Annotated in this window: 21 protein-coding genes and 1 riboswitch; of the genes, 6 read left to right on the forward strand and 15 right to left on the reverse strand. The window is 57.9% G+C overall.

The genetic code is table 11. The annotated features are described in order from the left end of the window. Window positions 1-6 precede the first annotated feature (6 nt). The 9 genes from IPZ49_RS18095 to plsY all read right to left on the reverse strand — a co-directional run bounded on the left by IPZ49_RS18095 (window position 7) and on the right by plsY (window position 7,193). Window positions 7-681: an urease accessory protein UreF gene (locus IPZ49_RS18095; RefSeq protein WP_063146967.1), complete on the reverse strand. Its 675-nt coding sequence runs from the start codon at window positions 679-681 to the stop codon at window positions 7-9. Then, the gene (locus tag IPZ49_RS18100; RefSeq protein ID WP_022649446.1) at window positions 681-1,220 is read right to left on the reverse strand and encodes a HupE/UreJ family protein; all 540 of its coding nucleotides are present in this window, start codon (window positions 1,218-1,220) and stop codon (window positions 681-683) included. The genes IPZ49_RS18095 and IPZ49_RS18100 overlap by 1 nt, the downstream gene beginning before the upstream one ends. A 9-nt stretch (window positions 1,221-1,229) precedes the next feature. After that, entirely contained in the window at window positions 1,230-1,694 is a 465-nt protein-coding gene (gene ureE / locus IPZ49_RS18105) for an urease accessory protein UreE (RefSeq protein ID WP_022649445.1), read from the reverse strand. A 9-nt stretch (window positions 1,695-1,703) separates the two neighbouring features. After that, on the reverse strand, window positions 1,704-3,407 hold the full coding sequence (gene ureC / locus IPZ49_RS18110; protein ID WP_058646839.1) for an urease subunit alpha: 1,704 nt from the start codon (window positions 3,405-3,407) through the stop codon (window positions 1,704-1,706). Beyond that, complete coding sequence (locus IPZ49_RS18115) at window positions 3,400-3,714, reverse strand: urease subunit beta (RefSeq protein ID WP_022649443.1); 315 nt, start codon at window positions 3,712-3,714, stop codon at window positions 3,400-3,402. Before IPZ49_RS18115 ends, ureC begins: the two co-directional genes overlap by 8 nt. Window positions 3,715-3,724: 10 nt before the next feature. Further along, window positions 3,725-4,027 carry an urease subunit gamma gene (locus tag IPZ49_RS18120; protein WP_003862556.1) on the reverse strand — a complete coding sequence of 101 codons (303 nt, stop codon included), beginning with the start codon at window positions 4,025-4,027 and terminating at the stop codon, window positions 3,725-3,727. A 10-nt stretch (window positions 4,028-4,037) separates the two neighbouring features. Further along, window positions 4,038-4,865 (reverse strand): urease accessory protein UreD, encoded by an 828-nt coding sequence (locus tag IPZ49_RS18125; RefSeq protein ID WP_063146968.1) that lies wholly within the window; start codon window positions 4,863-4,865, stop codon window positions 4,038-4,040. A gap of 155 nt (window positions 4,866-5,020) precedes the next feature. Beyond that, complete coding sequence (locus IPZ49_RS18130; RefSeq protein WP_063146969.1) at window positions 5,021-6,487, reverse strand: MFS transporter; 1,467 nt, start codon at window positions 6,485-6,487, stop codon at window positions 5,021-5,023. 91 nt (window positions 6,488-6,578) lie between these two features. Beyond that, window positions 6,579-7,193, reverse strand: a complete 615-nt coding sequence (gene plsY / locus IPZ49_RS18135) for a glycerol-3-phosphate 1-O-acyltransferase PlsY (RefSeq protein WP_022649440.1) — start codon at window positions 7,191-7,193, stop codon at window positions 6,579-6,581. Between the two features lie 107 nt (window positions 7,194-7,300). Here plsY and folB point away from each other — a divergent pair, with 107 nt between their 5' ends. Together folB and bacA are read left to right on the forward strand one after the other, a co-directional pair. Beyond that, entirely contained in the window at window positions 7,301-7,678 is a 378-nt protein-coding gene (gene folB / locus IPZ49_RS18140) for a bifunctional dihydroneopterin aldolase/7,8-dihydroneopterin epimerase (protein ID WP_023306975.1), read from the forward strand. Window positions 7,679-7,776: 98 nt separating this feature from the next. Next, the gene (gene bacA, locus IPZ49_RS18145; RefSeq protein WP_003862545.1) at window positions 7,777-8,598 is read left to right on the forward strand and encodes an undecaprenyl-diphosphate phosphatase; all 822 of its coding nucleotides are present in this window, start codon (window positions 7,777-7,779) and stop codon (window positions 8,596-8,598) included. Window positions 8,599-8,611: 13 nt separating this feature from the next. Here bacA and IPZ49_RS18150 read toward each other — a convergent pair whose 3' ends face one another. Next, complete coding sequence (locus tag IPZ49_RS18150) at window positions 8,612-9,853, reverse strand: multifunctional CCA addition/repair protein (RefSeq protein ID WP_023298627.1); 1,242 nt, start codon at window positions 9,851-9,853, stop codon at window positions 8,612-8,614. Window positions 9,854-9,913: 60 nt separating this feature from the next. After that, window positions 9,914-10,534 carry a TIGR04211 family SH3 domain-containing protein gene (locus IPZ49_RS18155; RefSeq protein ID WP_001303390.1) on the reverse strand — a complete coding sequence of 207 codons (621 nt, stop codon included), beginning with the start codon at window positions 10,532-10,534 and terminating at the stop codon, window positions 9,914-9,916. Window positions 10,535-10,771: 237 nt separating this feature from the next. On the opposite strand from IPZ49_RS18155, the gene IPZ49_RS18160 reads away from it, so the two are divergent. The 3 genes from IPZ49_RS18160 to hldE are packed head-to-tail and all read left to right on the forward strand — an operon-like array spanning window position 10,772 to window position 16,421. Then, entirely contained in the window at window positions 10,772-12,073 is a 1,302-nt protein-coding gene (locus IPZ49_RS18160) for an inorganic triphosphatase (RefSeq protein WP_023295460.1), read from the forward strand. Between the two features lie 21 nt (window positions 12,074-12,094). Continuing rightward, a complete protein-coding gene (gene glnE, locus IPZ49_RS18165; protein WP_063146970.1) occupies window positions 12,095-14,950 on the forward strand; it encodes a bifunctional [glutamate--ammonia ligase]-adenylyl-L-tyrosine phosphorylase/[glutamate--ammonia-ligase] adenylyltransferase in 2,856 nt (951 codons plus the stop codon). 40 nt (window positions 14,951-14,990) lie between these two features. Next, on the forward strand, window positions 14,991-16,421 hold the full coding sequence (hldE, locus tag IPZ49_RS18170) for a bifunctional D-glycero-beta-D-manno-heptose-7-phosphate kinase/D-glycero-beta-D-manno-heptose 1-phosphate adenylyltransferase HldE (RefSeq protein ID WP_015571898.1): 1,431 nt from the start codon (window positions 14,991-14,993) through the stop codon (window positions 16,419-16,421). Between the two features lie 114 nt (window positions 16,422-16,535). Here the strand turns inward: hldE and ubiK are convergent, their stop codons facing one another. Continuing rightward, window positions 16,536-16,832, reverse strand: coding sequence for a ubiquinone biosynthesis accessory factor UbiK (gene ubiK, locus IPZ49_RS18175; protein WP_000566823.1), 297 nt, complete (start codon window positions 16,830-16,832; stop codon window positions 16,536-16,538). A gap of 120 nt (window positions 16,833-16,952) precedes the next feature. Next, a riboswitch (FMN riboswitch) is annotated at window positions 16,953-17,103 on the forward strand. A gap of 105 nt (window positions 17,104-17,208) precedes the next feature. Between ubiK and ribB the strand changes: the two genes are divergently transcribed. Next, entirely contained in the window at window positions 17,209-17,862 is a 654-nt protein-coding gene (gene ribB, locus IPZ49_RS18180; protein ID WP_003862538.1) for a 3,4-dihydroxy-2-butanone-4-phosphate synthase, read from the forward strand. A 44-nt stretch (window positions 17,863-17,906) separates the two neighbouring features. Here the strand turns inward: ribB and IPZ49_RS18185 are convergent, their stop codons facing one another. Genes IPZ49_RS18185 through IPZ49_RS18195 form a run of 3 tightly spaced genes read right to left on the reverse strand, consistent with a single transcriptional unit; the run spans window position 17,907 to window position 22,167 of the window. Then, a complete protein-coding gene (locus IPZ49_RS18185) occupies window positions 17,907-18,968 on the reverse strand; it encodes a type 1 fimbrial protein (protein WP_063146971.1) in 1,062 nt (353 codons plus the stop codon). After that, on the reverse strand, window positions 18,952-19,713 hold the full coding sequence (locus IPZ49_RS18190; protein ID WP_022649433.1) for a molecular chaperone: 762 nt from the start codon (window positions 19,711-19,713) through the stop codon (window positions 18,952-18,954). Before IPZ49_RS18190 ends, IPZ49_RS18185 begins: the two co-directional genes overlap by 17 nt. 9 nt (window positions 19,714-19,722) lie before the next feature. Further along, entirely contained in the window at window positions 19,723-22,167 is a 2,445-nt protein-coding gene (locus IPZ49_RS18195; protein ID WP_063146972.1) for a fimbria/pilus outer membrane usher protein, read from the reverse strand. Window positions 22,168-22,284 lie beyond the last annotated feature (117 nt).

A 22,284-nucleotide genomic window follows, 5' to 3' on the forward strand; every position in this document is an offset into this window, starting at 1 on the left:
GACTCCTCAGGAACGGAATAGTCGTGAATATTGGGTTTCGTGGCGTGCGGAGGCGATGGCGGACAGCGGCGTAGCTGCCCCCAGCGCGTCGTCGCCACGTAAAAATGCCTGTTCAAACTCGGCGGCAAAATGGTCGCTCAGGTCGATAATCAGCTGTTGTGCGGCCTGCTGCCCAAACGGCACCAGCTTGACGCCCGCCATCACCGCGCTCTCAATCCAGCTGTAGCCGAGGCTCAGCGCCAGCTCGCGCGCGCTAATGCCCCAGCGCACGCCGAGCCACGCCATACCGCCGAGCTGGCTCTGCATCAACAGCGGCAGCCATTCTGGCGGGCAGGCGGGTTCCCAGCTTTTAACCAGGCGCGTAAAGGCTGCGCCGCGGTTGCGTTCTTCCTCGCGCAGTTCGCGCGTTTCCCGACAGGCGAGCAGGTATGCCGTCCAGCGTTTTGCTGCCGCGACGTCCTGCTGCTCGCAGGCACAGTACAGGCGGATAAACAGCGGCAGGTCGACGCAGAAAAAGCTCTGCTCCATCTGCTGGATCTGCCAGCGCCTGAAGGCCTCAGCGTCCGTGATCCACCCGGCCTCGACAGCCCACTCCAGCCCCTGTGACCAGGTATACGATCCGACCGGCAGGCTACTGCTGGAGAGCTGCATCAGGCGCAGCCGCTGGCGGGCGTGCTCCATCAGCTCATCAGCGCCAGCAGGGCAGAGACGATCAGCCCGCCGCCGAAGGTTTTACGCAGGCCGTCGTGACGGCGCAGCAGCAGCCCTGCCGCGAAGCTGGCGCACAGCACCGTGGCACTGGCTAACATAAATCCGCTGGTAAAGAGCCAGAAGCTGTGGCCGGACATCTCCACGCCGTGCGCCCAGCCGTGGAACATCGCCAGGGCTGGCACTGCCAGCAGCAGGCGATTTTCAGTCTTAAACATCATCACGCCGCAGACCGCCAGCGAGGCGATAATCAGCATCTCCATGCCGCTAAAGCCGCCGAGCAGGCTGCCCGCAACGGCGCCAGCCAGCATCATGCCGAGCGTTGCTAACGGCAGCAGCAGCTTGCGGCCGCTCAGGGCGGACAGCACGCCAGCCCCCGTCAGCATCAGCAGGTGATCCAGCCCGGTCAGCGGATGGAGAAAACCTGCCTGAAAGCTGTCGGTCCCGTGACCGGGATGGGCAAACGCCGGAACGGAAAAGGCCAGCAGAAACAGCGGTAAATACTTACGCATGATGAGTCCTTAATGTGAATGAGCGTGGGAGTGACCATGGCTGTGGGCATCGCTGGTGTAAGCGCCCGCTTCCGGTTCAAAGGGCAGGCTGGCGAAGGCCACCTCCAGCCCGAACTGACGTAGCATGTCGTCGAGAACGTGATCGTGGTGGTAGCGCAGTTCGCCGGGCATGATTTGCAGCGGTACGTGGCGGTTGCCCAGGTGATAACAGGCGCGGGCGAGCAGGAACGGGTCGGCACAGCGCACCACGGAAACCGACTCCGGGGCGGCGATCACTTCGATCACTTCGCTGCCGTCGTCGGTAGTCAGCAGGTCGCCCCCGCGCAGCAGCAGGCCGCGCGGCAGCATTAGCCCGGCTTCGCGGCCGTCGTTCAGCGCCACGCGGGCGCGGCTTTTTACCCGCACGTCAATCGGCAGCGTAACGCTGGCGGTGACGGGGTGCGCGTGGTCCAGGCGTTGGGTTAAATAAATCATCATCACTCCTCAAAACAGAAAATAGCGTTGCGCCATCGGCAAAACTTCTGCCGGTTCGCTGGTGATCAATTCGCCGTCGACGCGAACCTCATAGGTTTGCGAGTCAACGGTGATATTCGGCTGTAAATCGTTGTGGATCATGTCGGCCTTTTTCACCGTCCGGCAGCCTTTCACCACCGCAGTGGCGCTTTGCAATCCGAGCCGCTGCGGAATGCCGCTGGCATCAGCGGCCTGCGAGACAAACGTCAGCCGCGTGGCGTGGCGTGCGGCACCAAGTGCACCAAACATCGGGCGGTAATGCACCGGCTGCGGCGTGGGGATCGAGGCGTTGATGTCGCCCATCGGCGCGCAGGCGATCATCCCGCCTTTGACGATGGTGGCCGGTTTGACGCCAAAGAAAGCGGGGGACCAGACCACCAGATCCGCCAGCTTGCCCGCCTCAATAGAACCGACCTCATGGGCGATGCCGTGGGTAAGAGCCGGATTAATGGTGTATTTGGCGACATAGCGCTTCACGCGGAAGTTGTCGTTCTCGCCTGTCTCTTCCGGCAGTGCGCCGCGCTGCACCTTCATGCGGTGCGCCACCTGCCAGGTGCGGATAATCACTTCCCCCACGCGGCCCATGGCCTGTGAATCTGACGAGGTGAGCGAGAACGCGCCGATATCGTGCAGCACGTCTTCGGCGGCGATGGTTTCCCGACGAATACGGGATTCCGCAAACGCCACGTCCTCTGCGATATCCGGGTCGAGATGGTGACAGACCATCAGCATGTCCAGGTGCTCGTCGATGGTATTCACCGTGTAGGGCAGCGTCGGGTTGGTGGAGGAGGGCAAAATATTCGGGTGCGCGCAGGCGGTGATGATATCCGGCGCATGGCCGCCGCCCGCCCCTTCGGTGTGGAAGGTGTGGATGGTGCGCCCGGCGATGGCGGCCAGCGTGTCTTCGACAAAACCGGACTCGTTCAGCGTGTCGCTGTGTAGCGCCACCTGAATATCCATCTCTTCAGCGACCTCCAGCGAGCAGTTGATTGCCGCAGGCGTCGCGCCCCAGTCTTCGTGGATCTTAAGCCCGATGGCGCCAGCCGCGATCTGCTCGCGCAGCGCGTCCGGGTTTGAACCGTTCCCTTTGCCCAGCAGGCCAATATTCACCGGCAGCGTATCGGCGGCCTGCAACATGCGGGCGATATACCACGGCCCCGGCGTGCAGGTGGTGGCGTTTGTACCTGCCGCAGGGCCGGTGCCGCCGCCGATCATGGTGGTGACGCCGGAGACCAGCGCCTCTTCCGCCTGCTGCGGACAGATCCAGTGGATGTGGGTGTCGATCCCGCCAGCGGTGACGATCTTCCCTTCTGCGGCGATCACCTCCGTTGCCGCGCCAATCGGGATCGTCACGCCGGGCTGAATGTCCGGGTTTCCGGCTTTGCCGACGGCGAAGATCCGCCCATCTTTTATGCCGATATCCGCTTTCACAATCCCCCAGTGATCGACAATCAGCGCGTTGGTGAGCACCAGATCCACGCAGTCGTCGGCGGTCATCTGCCCCTGTCCCATGCCGTCGCGGATCACTTTTCCGCCGCCGAATTTAACCTCTTCGCCGTAGATCGTGAGATCGTCCTCCACTTCGATCCACAGCTCGCTGTCGGCCAGCCGCACTTTATCCCCGGTAGTGGGGCCGAACATATCGGCATACGCCTGGCGTGAAATCTCAGCCATGTTTCACCTCGCCCATGACCTCGCCGCGAAAACCAAAAATGCGCTGCGCGCCCGTCACCTGCACCAGCGCCACTTCCCGCTTCTGGCCGGGCTCGAAGCGCACGGCAGTACCGGCCGGGATGTTGAGTCGGTAGCCTCGGGTGGCTTCGCGATCGAATTTCAACGCCGGGTTGACCTCGTAAAAGTGGTAATGCGAGCCGACCTGGATCGGCCTGTCGCCGTGGTTTTCCACGATCACACTTCGGGTTTCGCGCCCGACGTTGAGCGCAATGTTGCCGGACTGGATCCGGTATTCGCCTGGGATCATCACGCGCTCCTTACACGATCGGATTGTGGACGGTGACGAGCTTGGATCCATCCGGGAAGGTGGCTTCCACCTGGATATCCGGGATCATCTCCGGCACGCCCTCCATCACCTGATCGCGCGTCAGGACGTGGCGGCCGGCTTCCATCAGCGAGGCGACGGTTTCGCCATCGCGCGCGCCTTCCATAATAAAGGCGCTGATCAGCGCGACCGATTCCGGGTAGTTGAGCTTTACCCCGCGCGCGAGGCGGCGTTCGGCAACCAGCGCGGCGGTGAACAGCAACAGCTTGTCTTTTTCTCTGGGAGTCAGTTCCATAGCGTTTCTCTTATGTCTGCCAGATACGCGGCGAACAGGCGGTTTTGGGGGTTAAAAGCGGGCGAAGCGACTGCCAGATATCGCGCATCACCCGCTGGCAAATGAGGTTGTCGTGGGAGAGAAAACGCACCGACAGCAGGTCGTCGGTGAGCGTCGCCCCGCCAAAGTTTTCCAGTGGGGCGAGCCGCTCGCGCACTGTATCAAGATGAGCTTCCCGGGCCGGGTAGAACAGCAGCGTGCCGACCCACGGATGGCCTGCGACGGGCGACAGATCGCCATCGCTAAGATGCAGTCGCTCAATCAGACGCGGCTCGCCATCCACCCACACCTCAAGGCGGCTCTCCAGCGTGCCGTGGCTGAAGGATTCGTTTATCACCGGACGGCCCAGACAGTACAGCTCCCACGCCAGCAGCGTGCTGGTGGCCTTAAGGTGGAAGACGGAACGCAGCGCGGCGTTAGCGCCGGGGAAAATTATGGTGTCCTGCGGCAGCCACTCCAGCGTGGCCTCTTCGTCGAGGTAAAGATGCTGATTCAGACAGGCCTGCGGGCCGCTGCTGCGATAGAACTTGCTGGCGCCGGGCATGGTGATGAGGGCATGGCTTTTGGCGTCGAGCCGCACGGAAATATCCAGCGTATCCCCGCCCACAATCCCGCCTGGCGGATGCAGCAGGTAAAGGTGACAGGTTTCCCCTTCGGGATAAAACGGGCGCTGAACGGTGAGCGGCCCGGTGTGACGCGCGGAATGGAGGAGGGTTTTCTCAGGGGTATAACAAAACTGGAGGGCAAGCGTGGCCTGCCAGCCTTTGTATGAATTATCAGTGACCTGAGTTGCTAACATGGTGCTTCCACTTCCGCACTATCGGGATACGTTTCAGTATGCCCTGGCGGAAATGAAGGCTGTCATATGAGTCGCTTATGGATAAAAAACCGGCTCATGTGAGCCGGTTTCAGTAGTGTAGGCCGGGTAAGCGCAGCGACACCCGGCAAGAAAGGCTAGCGATAATCCTCTGCATCCACATCATACCCCGACGGCTCCCAGCGGATCGCCAGCAGCGATACCAGGCCGATAAACGGCGCCAGCGCAATCACCCAGAACACGGCGGTATCCAGCGACGCGACCAGTAGCGGGAACAGAAACAGTGACAGCGTTGAACTGCTGCGCATCAGCGTCTGGTTAAGCCCCACGCCCACGCCGCGCAGCGAGGTCGGGTAGCTCAGAGAGGCAAACGTCATGGTATGCGCACCCGGACCAAAACCCTGGCCAAACAGGAACAGCGCCAGCATCGCGATGGCGACCACGCCTTCCGTGGCCCCGTCAGGGCGGCCAATCAGCGCCAGACCGAGCAGCGCCACCAGCTGGCAGGCGTAACCCGCCAGTGACATCCGCCACGCGCCGAAGCGCGGAACATAGCGCACTGCCAGCAGCCCGCCGACAAACGCAAACAGCAGGTTAAGCGCCAGCGAGATCAGAATGGTGGTCAGCATCGACTGCACAAAGAAGCTGGAAATGATCACAGGCAGGCCAAAGGCTACGGCGTTATAGGCGAACGAGGAGACAACCGACAGCAGCGTGGCGAGCGTGGTACGTCGCAGGTAGATACCACGGAACAGATTCAGGTAGTTCGACCATTTTGCCTTATTGACCACCGGCGCGGGCTGGTCAAGCGCATCCTGCGGCACGTGGGCATTAATGTTGTACGACTGCCGCAGGATGGACGCCGCCTCTTTCAGATTGCCCTGATTCGCCGCCCAGACCGGGGATTCGCTCATATAGCGGCTGCGGATGGCGATAATCACCAGCGCGGGCACCGCGCCGAAGCCAAGGATCAGACGCCAGAGCCAGTCGCTGTGGCCTTCCGGCAGCACGGCGTAGAAGAAGAGCACCAGAAGATAAGAGATGCTGATGGCCGCATACCAGGTGGGGCACCACATTGCCACGCTGGAGGCTTTATTCCCCGGGCCTTTCAGCCTGGCGAACTCGCTGAGAAACGCCATCGCCACGGGAAGGTCGATCCCGACGCCAAGACCCATCACAAAGCGCGCGCCCGCCAGCACATATTCGTTCGGAGCCAGCGCACAGGCGATGGCGGCGACGACAAAGAACACCATGTCGGCCATAAAGACGCGGTAGCGCCCGATTTTATCCGTAAGATAGCCGCCAAGCAGCGCCCCGACAATCGCGCCAAAGGTAATGGCTGAAGCCACCATGCCGGTACCAGCGGGCGTCAGGTTAAATTCGCGGGTGATGTCTTTGATGCCGAATGCCAGCGCGCCGAGATCGTAGGCATCGAGAAAAATTCCCCCAAGCGCGATACCGACCACGATGCGGGCATTGGCCCGGCCCTGAGAGCCGTCATTAACGAGACGTGAAACGTCCGATGCGCTGCGTACCCACTTGATGTCGCCATCCGGGGTGTTTCCTGCCGTTGGGAGGGGAGTTGTGTCTGTGATTTCTGCCATTTTCTTTTATGTGGTTGTGTTGTGTACCTAACAGTTACCACAGGCAGAAGGGGACAAAAATCACATTTGGTTATAAGGCATAACGAACGGTTTACTGAGCGTCTTTCTTTTTACGCTTGAGCTTCGTCCAGATCTTCGTCTCCTGGCGACGCCACAGGCGCTGAATGTTGTCATGATGACGCAGCAGGATCAGGCACGAGAGCATCGATACCGGGAAGGTAAACTGCGGTTTGAACCACCAGACATAAAACGGAGCGATCAGCGCGCTGACGATGGCACCCAGCGATGAATAGCCGCTCAGCAGGATGGTCAGCAGCCAGGTGCCCGCCATCACGCCAGTGAGATCCCAGCCGATCGGCGCAATCGCGCCAAACGCGGTTGCAACGCCTTTACCGCCTTTAAAACCAAAGAAAACGGGCCAGATATGGCCGACGCAGGCGGCGATAGCAATCAGCCCCAGCCAGAAGGGTGTGACGCCCAGCGCATACGCACCCCAGACGGGGAGCATTCCTTTCAGAACATCAAAAATCAAAACCGCTACGGCTGCTCCCTTGCCGCCAATTCGTAGTACATTGGTCGCCCCCGGATTCCCGGAACCACTTTCACGCGGGTCAGGCAACCCGGCGATGCGGCAGACCAGAATGGCGCTGGAGATTGAGCCGCAAAGGTAGGCGAGGATAATCATTCCAGGCGCGATTGCACTCATAACGCTGTTCCGTTTTGAAAATGTATCTGTATTCTCAGCATCTGTGGATAATACGCATAATTCGCCGGAAGTGGTATCCGGTTTAGCCAAAAAGCAGGCAGGTCGTGATGGATATTGTATTTATAGAGCAACTTTCGGTAATCACCACAATTGGTGTTTACGACTGGGAACAGACCATCGAGCAGAAACTGGTGTTCGATATCGAAATGGGCTGGGATAACCGCAAGTCAGCAAAAAGCGATGATGTGAATGACTGTCTGAGCTACGCCGACATCAGTGAAGCGGTCATCGGCCACGTGGAAGGGCAACGATTTGCGCTGGTGGAACGCGTGGCGGAAGAGGTAGCGGACCTGCTACTGAGCAAATTTAACTCCCCGTGGGTGCGCATCAAACTAAGCAAGCCGGGCGCGGTGGCGCGCGCCGCCAATGTGGGCGTGATTATCGAGCGTGGCACAAATCTGAAAGGAAAAGATTTAACGTCATAATAGCTAAACCATTTTAGGTTATATCGGTCTTAAAGCTGTATCTTTCACGGTTGTCCGCGTGGGACACCGTTTTTTTATATCTTTTTAGGGGTTTATAGATGAGCGATATGCACTCGCTGCTGGTGGCGGCAATTCTGGGTGTGGTCGAAGGATTGACGGAGTTTTTGCCGGTGTCCAGTACGGGCCATATGATTATCGTTGGCCATCTCCTGGGCTTTGAAGGCGATACCGCAAAGACGTTTGAGGTGGTGATTCAGCTGGGCTCTATTCTGGCGGTGGTCGTCATGTTCTGGCGTCGTCTGTTTGGTCTGATCGGCATCCACTTCGGGCGTTTACCGCAGCGTGAAGGAGAGGGCAAGGGGCGCCTGACGCTGATTCATATTCTGCTGGGGATGATCCCGGCGGTGGTGCTGGGGCTGGTGTTCCACGACACCATAAAATCGCTTTTCAACCCGATTAACGTGATGTACGCGCTGGTTGTCGGCGGCTTCCTGCTGATTGCCGCCGAAGTGCTGAAGCCAAAAACCCCGCGTGCAGAAGGTCTGGACGATATGACGTATCGCCAGGCGTTTATGATTGGCTGCTTCCAGTGTCTGGCGCTGTGGCCGGGCTTCTCCCGTTCAGGGGCAACCATTTCCGGCGGGATGCTGATGGGCGTGAGCCGTTACGCGGCGTCTGAGTTCTCGTTCCTGCTGGCGGTACCGATGATGATGGGCGCCACCGCACTGGATCTCTACAAAAGCATCGGCTTCCTGACCGTAGGCGACATTCCGATGTTCGCCGTGGGCTTTATCACCGCCTTTATCGTGGCGCTGATTGCCATCAAAACCTTCCTGCAACTGATTAAGCGTATCTCGTTTATTCCGTTCGCGATCTACCGTTTTATCGTCGCGGCTGCCGTGTACGTGGTCTTCTTCTGATGACCGACCGCCCTCAGTCTTTCGGCTGAGGGCAACGTTTTTCCTTCCACGCCGCAACCGCATCAATCCGCCGTTTCGTCAGCTCTTCGCGGATCTCCGGGCCTTTAAACCCTGCCTCCACCACCTCTTTCGTTGGCACCGCTTTTGCGATTTCCCACGCCTCGCGCAGCAAACGACCCTGCGGATAATCGGACGCTTCAAACCCGGTACGGCCGCGCACGTCCGCTTCGCTGGTCAGCGCAATTTGCTCCACGCGCTGCGGCTTGCGCCATGCGTCGATGTTATCGAACAGCCTGACGATGGTGGCGGGTTTCAGGATCGGAAAGGTGTGGATCAGGTCGTGGAACTCGGCGACCAGTTTTGCCAGATCGCGAATGTCATTCGGCACGCGCAGGCGCTGGCAAAGCCCTTCAACCAGCTTTACGCCAGCCGGACCGTGCCCGTGGTGGCGTGGCCACAACTCCTTTGGCGTTAAACCTTTGCCGAGGTCATGGCAGAGGGTGGAAAAGCGCACGTCCACTTCAGGGCTGAGCATAGCGGCCATGCTAAGCGTCATCAGGGTGTGAATGCCGGTATCAATTTCCGGGTGCCATTTCGCCGGGGCGGGCACGCCAAACAGCGCGTCTATTTCCGGGAACAGCACTTTCAGCGCCCCGCAGTCGCGCAGAACCTGGAAAAAGACCTGTGGGTTGCGGGTGGTCAGGGCGTTTTCGGTCTCTTTCCAGACGCGTTCTGGCGTCAGGTGTTCCAGCTCGCCCGCGTCGGTCATGGCCGTCATCAGCGCCATCGTCTCGTCGGCGATACGGAAGCTCAGATGGGCATAACGGGCGGCAAAACGCGCCACGCGCAGTACGCGAAGCGGATCTTCAGAAAAGGCGGGGGAAATATGGCGTAAAAGACGATCGCGCAGATCGTTCTGGCCGCCGTAGGCGTCGATGATATGTCCGTTTTCGTCCTGCGCCAGGGCGTTAATGGTGAGATCGCGGCGCAGTAAGTCCTGCTCCAGCGTGACATCCGGCGCGGCATAGCAGGTGAAGCCGGTATAACCGGAACCCGATTTCCGTTCGGTACGCGCCAGGGCGTACTCTTCGCGGCTTTTCGGATGGAGGAACACAGGAAAATCGCGGCCTACCTGCTGGTAGCCCGCGTCAATCATCGCTTCGGGCGTGGCACCGACCACGACCCAATCTTTATCTTTGACCGGCAGACCTAATAACGCATCACGTACCGCACCACCGACCAGATAACTCTTCACGCCAACACTCCCGTTTTCTCTTTTCGCAAGATGATACGTAAGTGTGGCAGAGAAGACGAGTTAGTTCATCCAGCGGTCTTTACGTTTACGGCTTGGGATAAGGTGAGGAAGCACCAGACCCAGCACCAGACCGACGCCCAGTACGCCGCCGCCATACATAAACCACTGCATGATGATGGTGCGTTGTTTGTCATCCAGCTGTAGATTCGCGGCGTTTACTTTCTTCTGTGCGACGATCAGCTCATTTTTCAGCTTCTGATTTTCGTCTTTCAGGCCGGCGATCACGCTGTCGCTTTGCGCCACTTTCTGCTGCATCTCTGCGGTGCGCTGGTTCCAGGTACCGTCAATGTTGTTCAGCTTATCGGTCAGGGTTTTCACCTGATTTTCCAGATCCGGCACGCGGGTGCGCAGGCTTGGCACTGTGCTTAGCTCTTTCAGCGGGATCCATGAGGTGCGGCCAGAGCTGTCACGAACCTGACCGTAATTGGTGTCTGCGTTAGTTTGCAGCAGAGTCACTTCCTCGCCGGCATTTACCGTACCCACGAGGCGATAATTGTCTCCAGGGCCGCTGCGTACCCAGGTATTCAGTTCATCAGAAACGTAACGTTTCTCTTCAGCGTGGACCGCGGTTGCGGCGCTAAAAGCGAGTAAAGTAAGTCCAATCAGGCGTAATTTAAGCATATCAGTCGTTATTTTCATAAAAAGTGGAACGATAGTAGTGGTATCAGTGTCGCTACGCAAAGGATTCATCATCAATCGGAATCATCTGTGTCATGATTTCCACCGCTTTAAACTTTTACGCCCGTCAAATTGCTCATTGCGTGGCAATTTGGCGCAAAATACTATGTACTGACAAACAAATGGCGAGGAAGTTCGCCTTCATCGACGCGTCTGTGACGCACGCAAAAGTACAAGGCTATGGCACAAGAGATCGAATTAAAGTTTATCGTCGAAAAAGACAGCGCTGACGCGCTCCGCCAGCATCTGAATACGCTGTCCGGCGAGCACCATGAACCCGTACAGCTGCTCAACATCTATTACGAAACGCCGGACAACTGGCTGCGCAACCACGATATGGGCCTGCGCATCCGTGGTGCGAACGGGCGCTACGAGATGACGATGAAAATCGCCGGTCGCGTGGTGGGCGGTTTGCACCAGCGTCCGGAATACAATATCGACATCAGTAAGCCAGAACTTGAGCTGGATCGTTTTCCGGCGGAAGTGTGGCCGGAAGGGACGCTGCCCGCAACGCTGTCGGCAGAGGCGCAACCGCTGTTCAGCACCGATTTCTGGCGCGAAAAATGGCTGGTGTCGGAAGGCAAGAGCCGCATTGAGATCGCGTTTGATCGGGGTGAAATTAAGGCGGGTGAAGAGCAGGAGCCGATCTGCGAATTGGAACTCGAACTGCTGGAAGGCGAGGCGAGTGATGTGCTGAAGCTGGCGCACAAGCTGGTGAACCAGCCTGGCCTGCGTCAGGGCAGCCTGAGTAAAGCGGCACGCGGCTATCACCTGGCCGCCGGGAATGCGCCGCGCGTGCTGCGAGAAACCCCGATTCTGCGCGTTGTGCCGAAAGCCTCCGTTGAGCAGGGCATGGAAGCGGCGCTGGAGCTGGCGCTCTCTCAGTGGCAGTACCACGAGGAGCTGTGGGCGCGTAACGTGAAAAATGCCAAAAAACAGGTGCTGGCCGCTATGGGGCTGGTGCGTCATACCCTGACGCTCTTTGGCGGCATTGTACCGCGTAAAGCCAGCACTCACTTACGTGATTTGCTCACTCAAACCGAAACGCTGATGCTTTCCGACGTGTCGGCACAAACGGCGATCTACAGCCCGCAAAACGCCGGCGCGAAACTGGCGCTGACCGAGTTTCTGGTGACGCGCGGCTGGCGCACGTTCCTCGATGCGAAAGGGCAGACCAAAATCGCGGAAAACTTCAAACGTTTTGCGGATATCCACCTCTCCCGTCACGCGGCCGAGCTGCGAACCACCTTTGCGCATCCGCTGGGCGACCAGTATGGCGATCAGCTTCCCCGCCTGGCGCGTAACATCGACAGCATGTTGCTGCTGTCAGGTGCGTATGAGGGCGTGAAGGCGCAGGCCTGGCTGGAGAACTGGCAGGGGCTGAAGCATGCCATCGAGACCCGTCAGCAGATCGAGATCGAGCATTTCCGCAACGAGGCCATTTCGCAGGATCCGTACTGGCTGCACAGCGGAAAACGTTAATTCTGGCAAGGAACCCCTGATATGCCGCTTTCTTCGCAGTTACAGCAGCACTGGCAGACCGTTTGCGAACGCCTGCCTGAGTCGTTACCCGCGTCATCGTTAAGCGAGCAGGCGAAAAGCGTGCTCACGTTCAGTGATTTTGTGCAGGAGAGCGTCAGCGCTAACCCGGACTGGCTGGCAGCGCTGGAAAGCGCGCCGCCGCAGGCTGACGAGTGGCGGCATTATGCTGGCTGGCTGCAAACCGCGCTGGCAGAGGTGGCAGATGAACCCACGCTGATGCGCGTTCTGCGTCAGTTCCGCCGCCGGGTGATGGTACGCATTGCCTGGGCGCAGGCGCTGGAGCTGGTGAGTGAAGAGAGCACCTTGCAGCAGTTGAGCGAGCTGGCGCAGACGCTGATCGTCGCCGCGCGGGACTGGCTCTACGCCGCCTGCTGTAAAGAGTGGGGCACGCCGTGCAGCGAAGACGGGGTTCCGCAACCGCTGTTGATACTGGGGATGGGCAAGCTGGGCGGCTGCGAGCTCAATTTTTCCTCAGACATCGATCTGATTTTTGCCTGGCCGGAAAACGGCTCCACGCGCGGTGGTCGTCGCGAGCTGGACAACGCCCAGTTCTTTACCCGCCTGGGGCAACGGCTGATTAAGGCGCTGGATCAGCCCACCCAGGATGGTTTTGTCTACCGCGTGGATATGCGTCTGCGTCCTTTTGGCGACAGCGGGCCACTGGTGCTGAGCTTTGCCGCGCTGGAAGATTATTACCAGGAGCAGGGGCGCGACTGGGAGCGTTACGCGATGGTCAAAGCGCGGATCATGGGCGACAGCGACGATGCCTACGCCAACGAGCTGCGCGCCATGCTGCGCCCGTTCGTGTTCCGCCGCTACATTGACTTCAGCGTGATCCAGTCCCTGCGAAATATGAAAGGGATGATTGCCCGCGAGGTGCGTCGCCGTGGCCTGAAGGACAACATCAAGCTCGGCGCGGGCGGTATTCGTGAGATCGAATTTATCGTTCAGGTCTTCCAGCTGATACGCGGCGGGCGAGAACCTTCTCTGCAATCCCGTTCGCTGCTGCCAACGCTCAGCGCTATCGATCAGCTGCATCTGCTGCCGGAAGGCGACGCGCAAACGCTGCGTGACGCTTATCTCTTCCTGCGTCGTCTGGAAAATCTGCTGCAAAGTATCAACGACGAACAGACCCAGACGTTACCGGGCGATGAGCTGAACCGGGCGCGTTTGGCCTGGGGGATGCGGGTGGATGACTGGGCGGCGCTGACGGAACGGCTGGAAGCGCATATGGCGGGCGTGCGCCGCATCTTTAACGATCTGATCGGCGACGACGAAAGTGAATCGCAGGACGATGCGCTCTCCGAGCACTGGCGCGAACTGTGGCAGGACGCGCTTCAGGAAGATGACACCACGCCGGTGCTGGCGCACTTAAGCGACGATGCCCGCCATCGCGTGGTGGCGTTAATCGCCGACTTCCGCCTCGAACTGAACAAACGCGCCATTGGCCCGCGCGGTCGTCAGGTGCTGGATCATCTGATGCCGCATCTGCTGAGCGATGTCTGCTCCCGCGAGGATGCGCCGGTGCCGCTGTCGCGCATGATGCCGCTCCTGAGCGGGATCGTCACGCGTACCACCTACCTTGAACTATTAAGTGAGTTTCCCGGCGCGCTGAAGCATCTGATTTCCCTTTGCGCCGCCTCCCCGATGGTGGCGAACAAGCTGGCGCGTTATCCGCTGCTGCTCGACGAACTGCTCGACCCGAATACGCTCTATCAGCCGACGGCGACGGATGCTTACCGCGACGAGCTGCGTCAGTATTTGCTGCGCGTGCCGGAAGAGGACGAAGAGCAACAGCTTGAGGCGCTGCGTCAGTTTAAGCAGGCACAGATGTTGCGCGTGGCGGCGGCAGATATCGCCGGTACTCTGCCGGTAATGAAAGTGAGCGATCACTTAACCTGGCTGGCGGAAGCGATCATCGACGCGGTAGTCCACCAGGCGTGGGTGCAGATGGTGGCCCGCTACGGGCAGCCGAAGCACCTTGCTGACCGTGAAGGCCGCGGTTTTGCGGTGGTGGGTTACGGCAAGCTGGGCGGCTGGGAGCTGGGCTACAGCTCCGATCTGGATCTGATTTTCCTCCACGACTGTCCGGTTGACGTGATGACCGACGGTGAGCGTGAAATCGACGGGCGGCAGTTCTACCTGCGCCTGGCCCAGCGCATCATGCACCTGTTCAGCACTCGCACCTCATCCGGCATTCTGTATGAAGTGGATGCGCGTCTGCGCCCGTCCGGCGCGGCAGGCATGCTGGTTACCTCCACGGAGGCTTTTGCCGACTATCAGAAGAACGAAGCCTGGACGTGGGAGCATCAGGCGCTGGTGCGCGCCCGCGTGGTGTACGGCGATCCGCAGCTCAAAACGCAGTTCGATGCGATCCGCAAGGCGGTCATGACGACCCCGCGCGAAGGCTGTACGCTGCAAACCGAAGTGCGGGAAATGCGTGAGAAAATGCGCGCGCACCTTGGCAACAAACATCGCGATCGCTTTGATATCAAAGCTGATGAGGGCGGGATTACCGATATTGAGTTTATCACTCAGTATCTGGTGCTGTTGCACGCGCACGATAAGCCGAAGCTGACCCGCTGGTCGGATAACGTGCGCATACTGGAACTGCTGGCGCAGAACGACATTATGGATGAGCAGGAGGCGCAGGCATTAACCCGCGCCTACAGCACGCTGCGTGACGAGCTGCACCATCTGGCCTTACAGGAACAGCCGGGCCATGTGGCGCTGGACGGTTTCACCGATGAACGCGCGCAGGTGACCGCAAGCTGGCAGAAGTGGCTGGTGGAACCGTGCGTAACAAAACAAGTGTGATATTATCGCGCGCAAATTGTGAATCTTTCTGGAGTCAGGAATGAAAGTAACACTGCCAGAGTTTGAACGTGCTGGAGTTATGGTTGTCGGGGATGTGATGCTGGATCGCTACTGGTATGGGCCGACCAGCCGTATCTCTCCGGAAGCGCCGGTGCCGGTAGTTAAGGTCGACACCATTGAAGAACGTCCAGGCGGCGCGGCAAACGTGGCGATGAACATAGCCTCGCTGGGCGCGCATTCGCGGCTGGTGGGCCTGACCGGCATTGACGATGCGGCGCGTGCGCTGAGCCAGTCGCTGGCGGACGTGAACGTGAAGTGCGACTTCGTTTCTGTTCCGACCCACCCAACCATCACCAAGCTGCGCGTGCTGTCGCGTAACCAGCAGCTGATCCGCCTCGACTTTGAAGAAGGGTTCGAAGGCGTTGATCCTGAGCCGCTGCATGAGCGCATTAGCCAGGCGCTGGGCAATATCGGCGCGCTGGTGCTGTCTGATTATGCCAAAGGTGCGCTGGCGAGCGTGCAGACCATGATCCAGCTGGCGCGCAAAGCCAGCGTTCCGGTGCTGATCGACCCGAAAGGCACCGATTTTGAGCGCTATCGCGGCGCAACCCTCCTGACGCCCAACCTCTCTGAGTTTGAAGCGGTGGCGGGCAAGTGCAAAACTGAAGAAGAGCTGGTTGAGCGCGGCATGAAAATCATCGCTGATTTCGAGCTGTCTGCGCTGCTGGTGACCCGTTCAGAACAGGGCATGACGCTGCTGCAACCGGGCAAGGCGCCGCTGCATATGCCAACCCAGGCGCAGGAAGTGTACGACGTGACCGGTGCCGGTGATACGGTGATTGGCGTGCTGGCGGCGACGCTGGCGGCGGGGAACTCCCTGGAAGAAGCGTGCTACTTCGCGAACGCCGCGGCGGGCGTGGTCGTCGGTAAACTCGGAACCTCCACCGTTTCGCCAATCGAGCTGGAAAATGCGGTGCGTGGGCGTGCGGATACCGGCTTTGGCGTCATGACCGAAGACGAGCTGAAAGTGGCCGTTGCCGCCGCGCGCAAACGCGGTGAAAAAGTGGTGATGACGAACGGCGTGTTCGACATCCTGCATGCGGGTCATGTCTCGTATCTGGCGAATGCGCGCAAGCTGGGCGACCGCCTGATTGTGGCGGTCAACAGCGATGCCTCAACCAAACGTCTGAAGGGTGAAACGCGTCCGGTGAACCCGCTGGAGCAGCGCATGATAGTGCTCGGCGCGCTGGAAGCGGTGGACTGGGTGGTCTCATTTGAAGAAGACACCCCGCAGCGCCTGATTGCCGGAATTCTGCCTGACCTGCTGGTGAAGGGCGGTGATTACAAGCCAGAGCAAATCGCAGGTAGCGAAGAGGTCTGGGCGAATGGCGGTGAAGTGATGGTGCTCAACTTTGAGGACGGGTGTTCAACCACTAACATCATTAAGAAGATCCAGAAAGACAGTCAGTAAAAAACGGGCCAGTTGGCCCGTTTTTTTATGTCGGGTGGCGGCTGCGCCTTACCCGACCTACGCGTTCATGTAGGCCCGGTAAGGCGTAGCCGCCACCGGGCACAACAGGCCGCACTATGCCTGGTCATCCACCGGTGGAATAGCTGGCGCTGGCTTCACCTCTTCCGGCGCATTGCGGCTCTCCAGCTCGCTCAGACGCTGTTCCAGCAGCGCCAGCTTCTCGCGGGTGCGCAGCAGCACCTGCGTCTGCACGTCAAACTCTTCGCGGCTGACTAAATCAAGGCGAACCAACTGTGCCTGCAACGTCTGGCGGATTTTCTTCTCAACGTCATCACCAAACTCACGAATACCTTTCGGCATGGACTCATGAACCTGACGCGCGATCTGCTCAATTTTCTTTGGGTCAATCATTGTCGTTTCCCTTGATGAAAAGGTGTTAGTGCCTATTGTAGCGCGTCATGCCGCGGGTTAAACAAAATTGTTTGAAGCTTATGCATTGCCCAGGGTAATCAATAGCGTTATAGTTATCTCGCTTATTCTCAGGGCGGGGCGAAATTCCCCACCGGCGGTAAATCAGCTTAACGCTGAAAGCCCGCGAGCGCTTTGGGTGAATTCTCAAAGGTCAGCAGATCCGGTGTAATTCCGGGGCCGACGGTTAGAGTCCGGATGGGAGAGAGTAACGATCCAGTCGGGCAAGGCCCGCTCACGTTATTTTTTTGCCGCTTGTACGGCGCTCCTAAGACTGCCCTGATTCTGGTAACCATAAAGTTAATGAGGTTTTTTTACCATGAATCAGACGCTACTTTCCTCTTTTGGCACTTCAACTCAACGTGTTGAACATGCACTGGATGCACTGCGCGAAGGCCGCGGTGTAATGGTGCTTGACGATGAAAACCGTGAAAACGAAGGCGACATGATTTTTGCCGCCGAGAACATGACCGTTGAGCAGATGGCGCTGACCATCCGTCACGGTAGCGGCATCGTATGCCTGTGCATCACCGAAGACCGTCGCCAGCAGCTTGATCTGCCGATGATGGTTGAAAACAACACCAGCGCCTTTGGTACCGGTTTCACCGTGACCATTGAAGCGGCACATGGCGTCACCACCGGGGTGTCGGCGGCTGACCGCCTGACTACCGTGCGTGCAGCGATTGCTGATGGTGCAAAACCCTCCGATCTGCACCGCCCTGGTCATGTCTTCCCGCTGCGCGCGCAGCCGGGCGGCGTGCTGACCCGTGGTGGTCATACCGAAGCGACCATCGATCTAGTGACGCTGGCTGGCTTCAAACCCGCAGGCGTGCTGTGCGAACTGACCAACGATGATGGCACCATGGCGCGCGCGCCGGAGTGCATCACCTTTGCGCGTCTGCACAATATGCCAGTGGTGACGATTGAAGATCTGGTTGAATACCGCCGGGCGCATGAGCGTAAAGCCAGCTGAACATGCTGATGTGAAAAAGCCGGGGAAACCCGGCTTTTTTGTTTCTAGTGGTAGTTAATTTTGAACAGTACCACGGTTTCAAACGGCCCGGACTGAATCGCTTTTCCTTCATCCCGCGAAAGTTCAGCCGTGTAGTTTTGCTCAAGATTCATCATATCGCCCGTAAAATCGGCGTATTCCTTGTACTGGTTGAATGTGTAAGGCTCCGTTCCGTTAAGAATACGCAGCTTTAACCCATTCCCTATCAGTACCGCGGTGTCGTCTGCGCTGAGCGTTTCGGTTGTGTAAAATGACGAGTCCATCTTAAATCCGTCCGAGCACTGGGCATCCTGCACTTTGGTGGTTCGAATTGAAAACGTGCGAATACGCTTCTGCTGATTCACAATGTCGCGCGCACTGAAGGTGCCGAAGTCGATCTCCTGATTCTCAGGGTAAATGCTAAACGTCGCCCCGCAATCCAGTACCGTAATGTTTTGCAGCCCGTTGATGTGATACTTCAGGTTCTTCGCGTCGGCCATCTGATTAACGCCACCCTTACCGTCAAATTGCACAACGATGTAATCGCTGAGCGAACTGACATAGCCATGCGGCGGCACAGCCTTTATTCTCACGAAAAGTCGTAATCGCGAGACGAACGTGCGCGAAATATGGATATCATCCGGATTACCAGAGCAAATGCGATTCTCCCAACCCATCTGGCGGATTTGAGCAGGGGTGTAAATAGTGATGTTATTGTTGTCCAGACACTGGCGGGTATCCACGCCGTTGGGCTGACCTGTAGCATCGTAATCTATACCTTCATAGGTGACGCCCAGCTCATAATAGGGATCGGTTGCGGCAGGATAAGGATTTACCCAGGCAAAGACATCTTCCGGCTTAAAATTGCTCGAGACGTTGTTGTCACACGTCACCGGAATCCTAATGTCATCAGACTCCCATATTTTTTGGCCAATTTGGGCGTTGCTGGGTATGGCAAAGGGGGAGATCGTTTTTGTCTCCTCGACGGAACCGCCAGAGCCACCCAGATAACAGTTAAGCGCCATCGCATCTTCCAAAGGCAGCGCTGAAAGCAGCAATGTAAGCAGGACACTAGCGAGCTTTCGCATCTTTATCGATTTTCCGTTCGGTAAGTTTACATTGCGCCGTTCCGGTGCACTGCACGTCGACTTTTTTCAGTGCACCGTAATCGTCGATATAGCCGATGCTGTAATAACTACCATGGTAATCGCCGGTAGACGCGGTTGCCGTGGCGAAAGGCGCAATCATCAGACTGTCAAAACCCGGCAGCATGGTTTTAGCATTTTTGCTCAGCCACGCCAGCGTGATGTAGTACGGCGTAGGGTTGTGGACCGTGAGCCCATCCGCGTTGGCGGAAATTTCCATTCGCATTTCAGTCAGTTCGCCGGATTTTTTGCTAATCGCTTCAGGACGCCAGAACAGCTTAATTCGGCTCTGCATTGCTACCTGCATCACGCTGCGCTCCTCGCTGGCGCTGGTGTTTTTTGGCGGTACTTCACGCAGGTTGAAATAAAACAGCGATTCCCTGTCTCCTGGCAGCTGGCGAGTAGCGGCTTGTTTAACAATCCTTATCTGCGACGAGGTGCCCGCTTCGATACGTTGAATGGGGGGAAGCGCCATAAAGTGCGTATCTTCTTTTTGTCCCTTTTCATCTTCAATCCAGGAGAGCGCCAGATAAGGCAGCACCTTGCTCTGATTGTCCACTTTCAGGCTGCTGGCCTTGTCGCTTTCTGGAAAAACAATGCGCGTGCGGTCCAGATTAATGGCTGCGTGGGTAGCAAATGCTGTGCTGGTTAGCATCAGGCACAGGCTTTTAAACGGCGTTAATTTCATGATGATTTCTTACTGACACGGCAGTATCAACTGCATACTGTTTTCTAAGTGAGAAGGTAACGAGAAGCGACACTGTTGGTTGTCGCCCCATGTCACGCGAAACTGCTGTTCTGGCTCAACGGCGGCCAGCCAGACGCGGCCTTCATCGGCCACCATCCCAACCTGCAAATTGCTTGCTTCCAGGCGAACAATCGCCCCGAGAGGTGGCGCTCCTGATGACATTCGCAGAACGCCTGTCACGTCCTTACCTGCGCGCGTGGCAATCTGACGATAACCAATGGCTCCCTCAGTCCAGGTTGAGGTCACGACGCGGTTGTCTACGTCCACGCCATCAGGGAGGTTGTTCAGATTGATCTGCACGCTGGAGGGGGAATAGCTGGAGAATGACGGTAAAACGCCGATGCCAAAACGGTTGGTCTCATCTCGCGACATGTTCAGCGGGATATTGCCTACCCCGTCGGTGCTGACCATCACACGAGGTTCATTACCGTAGCTGCGCCGGTGCAGCGCGGCGCCTTTCGCCGTTGAGGTGAAGGAACCACTCCAGCTCGCGCTGAGGGAGTTATATTCGTCAGCTTTATAGCTGCCTGAGAGATTGAGATCGCCGTACGTAGAATAATGCTGATAATTCCCGCTGACCTGCGCGCCGGAATCTGGCTTCCCGCTCTCCGCGCCTGCGGAAACGCCCCAGGTATTATTGCGATCCGACGTGTCATACCACGACACGTTATGACTCAGCGCTTCGCTGTTACGCAGGTCATAGTTAAGACGATGATCGGGATCGAGCGGTACGCTGAGCGAGAGATAGAACTGAGTATCGTCACTTTCGTCTTCCTCATCGTAATGCGTTTTACTCCAGGACAGGGTTACGCCGAGGTTCTTCCAGCGGCCCATATCAAAGTTGTAGCCCGCCGTGATGCTGCCGGTCGTGGAAGGTAAATCATTCCACCATGTCTGACGCAGCATGTTGACGTACAGGTTCAGGGATAACGCTGAAATGTACTGGCTTGCCGTCACGCTCAGGGTTTGTTTCTCCGACTGGCGGTCACCGTCGTCATAATCAAGGTAGCGGGCGTAGCTCAAAAACTGGGGGTCTGAGTAGCGGTAGCTGGCAAGCGTAAGCTGACTGCCGGTGGTATCGAAACGCTTGCTGTAGTTAATGCGATAGCTGTAACCCGTCTGACTGCGCTGGTGTGGCAGCTGGCTGGTGGCCTGCGTGACGTCAAAAGAGAGCGCCCCCAGCCAGGCCATATTCTGGCCGATCCCGGCAGCGACGGAACGATAACCGTCGCCATCAGTCAGCGTGCCACCATACTGGGAGGTGTGTGACAGCATGCCCCAGGAAAATTCGCCGCTCATGAAGGCGTTATCTTCAACGTCATGGGAGGCACCCTGGCGCGCTTTACCCGCCGCGAACTTGTAGCGAACCTGACCCTTGCGCGTTAAAAACGGCACGGACTCGGCAGAGACCTGGAAGGTGCTGACGCGGCCGTCCTCTTCCGTGACTTTGACGTCCAGCGTGCCCTGAACCGACTGGTTGAGATCCTGAATAACAAACGGGCCTGGTGGCACTTTACTTTGGTAAATCACGCGATCGGCAAGGCTTACGGTCACCGTGGCGTTGGTTTGCGCTATCCCGGTAATCTGCGGGGCATAGCCGCGCAGCGACCATGGCAGCATACGTTCTTCGCTGATTAGCGATGCGCCGGTATAGGTAAAGGCGTCAAAAATTGCGGACTGGAAATCCGTTTCACCCAGCGTCAGTTTCGCTCCGATTGAGGGCAGAGGGCGGAACATATATACGCGTGAAAAACGGCCATCCTGCTCTGAGCCTGCTTCAGTATCGCTTCGCGTGTACTGGTAATCGCTTCGCAGGCGCCACGCGCCCATGTTCGCACCGACGGTGCCATAGGTATTGGCGTTGTTATTGCTGCTGCCGCTATTGGGCTGATAATGGCTGGCAAAAAGATTGTAATCCAGCAGTACGCCCGGCACGCCGTTGTCCCAGGTGGATGGCGGCATCCAGTCCACCGCACGGTATTGCAGCCATGCCTGGGGGATCGTCACATTCAGGGATTGGCTATCTTGCTCAAACGTAAATCTGATGTCTGGTCTGGCGGCGAAATCAACGCATCCCTCTTTTTCTGGCAAAGCGTGACGAACCTCATCCTGTAACGCAAATGTATCGGCCAGTTCGGGAGGAATACACACCTGAACCGCGTTATTTATTTCTCTCCAGCGAAGGAGCCAGCCATTTGCCAGCGGAATATCATTAACTGAAACCGTAACGAAATAGCTTCCCGGCGTAACCGATATTTGATCTTTAAAACGTGATAAATCGACGCTGCCGCGCTGATCTTTATCGATGGCGTTTATATTAAATTCAGTGGCAGAGGTAAGTCTCGTCATTAACAGGGATGCAATGATGATTATCCATTGTAATTTGTATGTCATCATCCTGTTACTCGAATATATAAAGGATGCCGACCGGCATGAATTACCAGTCGGCTAATACTGTGACGTAACAGAATTATTTGTACAACAGGACGTAGTTAGGGAAGGTGCGAATAA

The organism is Enterobacter cloacae complex sp. S2 (assembly GCF_015159675.1).
Lineage (GTDB): Bacteria > Pseudomonadota > Gammaproteobacteria > Enterobacterales > Enterobacteriaceae > Enterobacter > Enterobacter intestinihominis.

What these genes read in the sequence shown, in the direction of transcription:
- IPZ49_RS18160 (WP_023295460.1), top strand. Translation starts at nt 10,772, where the DNA reads ATGGCACAAGAGATCGAATTAAAGTTTATCGTCGAAAAAGACAGCGCT.
- ubiK (WP_000566823.1), bottom strand. Translation starts at nt 16,832, where the DNA reads ATGATTGACCCAAAGAAAATTGAGCAGATCGCGCGTCAGGTTCATGAG.
- IPZ49_RS18095 (WP_063146967.1), bottom strand. Translation starts at nt 681, where the DNA reads ATGGAGCACGCCCGCCAGCGGCTGCGCCTGATGCAGCTCTCCAGCAGT.
- IPZ49_RS18120 (WP_003862556.1), bottom strand. Translation starts at nt 4,027, where the DNA reads ATGGAACTGACTCCCAGAGAAAAAGACAAGCTGTTGCTGTTCACCGCC.
- IPZ49_RS18125 (WP_063146968.1), bottom strand. Translation starts at nt 4,865, where the DNA reads ATGTTAGCAACTCAGGTCACTGATAATTCATACAAAGGCTGGCAGGCC.
- IPZ49_RS18130 (WP_063146969.1), bottom strand. Translation starts at nt 6,487, where the DNA reads ATGGCAGAAATCACAGACACAACTCCCCTCCCAACGGCAGGAAACACC.
- IPZ49_RS18100 (WP_022649446.1), bottom strand. Translation starts at nt 1,220, where the DNA reads ATGCGTAAGTATTTACCGCTGTTTCTGCTGGCCTTTTCCGTTCCGGCG.
- ureC (WP_058646839.1), bottom strand. Translation starts at nt 3,407, where the DNA reads ATGGCTGAGATTTCACGCCAGGCGTATGCCGATATGTTCGGCCCCACT.
- IPZ49_RS18190 (WP_022649433.1), bottom strand. Translation starts at nt 19,713, where the DNA reads ATGAAATTAACGCCGTTTAAAAGCCTGTGCCTGATGCTAACCAGCACA.
- glnE (WP_063146970.1), top strand. Translation starts at nt 12,095, where the DNA reads ATGCCGCTTTCTTCGCAGTTACAGCAGCACTGGCAGACCGTTTGCGAA.
- IPZ49_RS18115 (WP_022649443.1), bottom strand. Translation starts at nt 3,714, where the DNA reads ATGATCCCAGGCGAATACCGGATCCAGTCCGGCAACATTGCGCTCAAC.
- ribB (WP_003862538.1), top strand. Translation starts at nt 17,209, where the DNA reads ATGAATCAGACGCTACTTTCCTCTTTTGGCACTTCAACTCAACGTGTT.
- hldE (WP_015571898.1), top strand. Translation starts at nt 14,991, where the DNA reads ATGAAAGTAACACTGCCAGAGTTTGAACGTGCTGGAGTTATGGTTGTC.
- IPZ49_RS18185 (WP_063146971.1), bottom strand. Translation starts at nt 18,968, where the DNA reads ATGCGAAAGCTCGCTAGTGTCCTGCTTACATTGCTGCTTTCAGCGCTG.
- IPZ49_RS18195 (WP_063146972.1), bottom strand. Translation starts at nt 22,167, where the DNA reads ATGACATACAAATTACAATGGATAATCATCATTGCATCCCTGTTAATG.
- bacA (WP_003862545.1), top strand. Translation starts at nt 7,777, where the DNA reads ATGAGCGATATGCACTCGCTGCTGGTGGCGGCAATTCTGGGTGTGGTC.
- ureE (WP_022649445.1), bottom strand. Translation starts at nt 1,694, where the DNA reads ATGATTTATTTAACCCAACGCCTGGACCACGCGCACCCCGTCACCGCC.
- folB (WP_023306975.1), top strand. Translation starts at nt 7,301, where the DNA reads ATGGATATTGTATTTATAGAGCAACTTTCGGTAATCACCACAATTGGT.
- IPZ49_RS18155 (WP_001303390.1), bottom strand. Translation starts at nt 10,534, where the DNA reads ATGCTTAAATTACGCCTGATTGGACTTACTTTACTCGCTTTTAGCGCC.
- plsY (WP_022649440.1), bottom strand. Translation starts at nt 7,193, where the DNA reads ATGAGTGCAATCGCGCCTGGAATGATTATCCTCGCCTACCTTTGCGGC.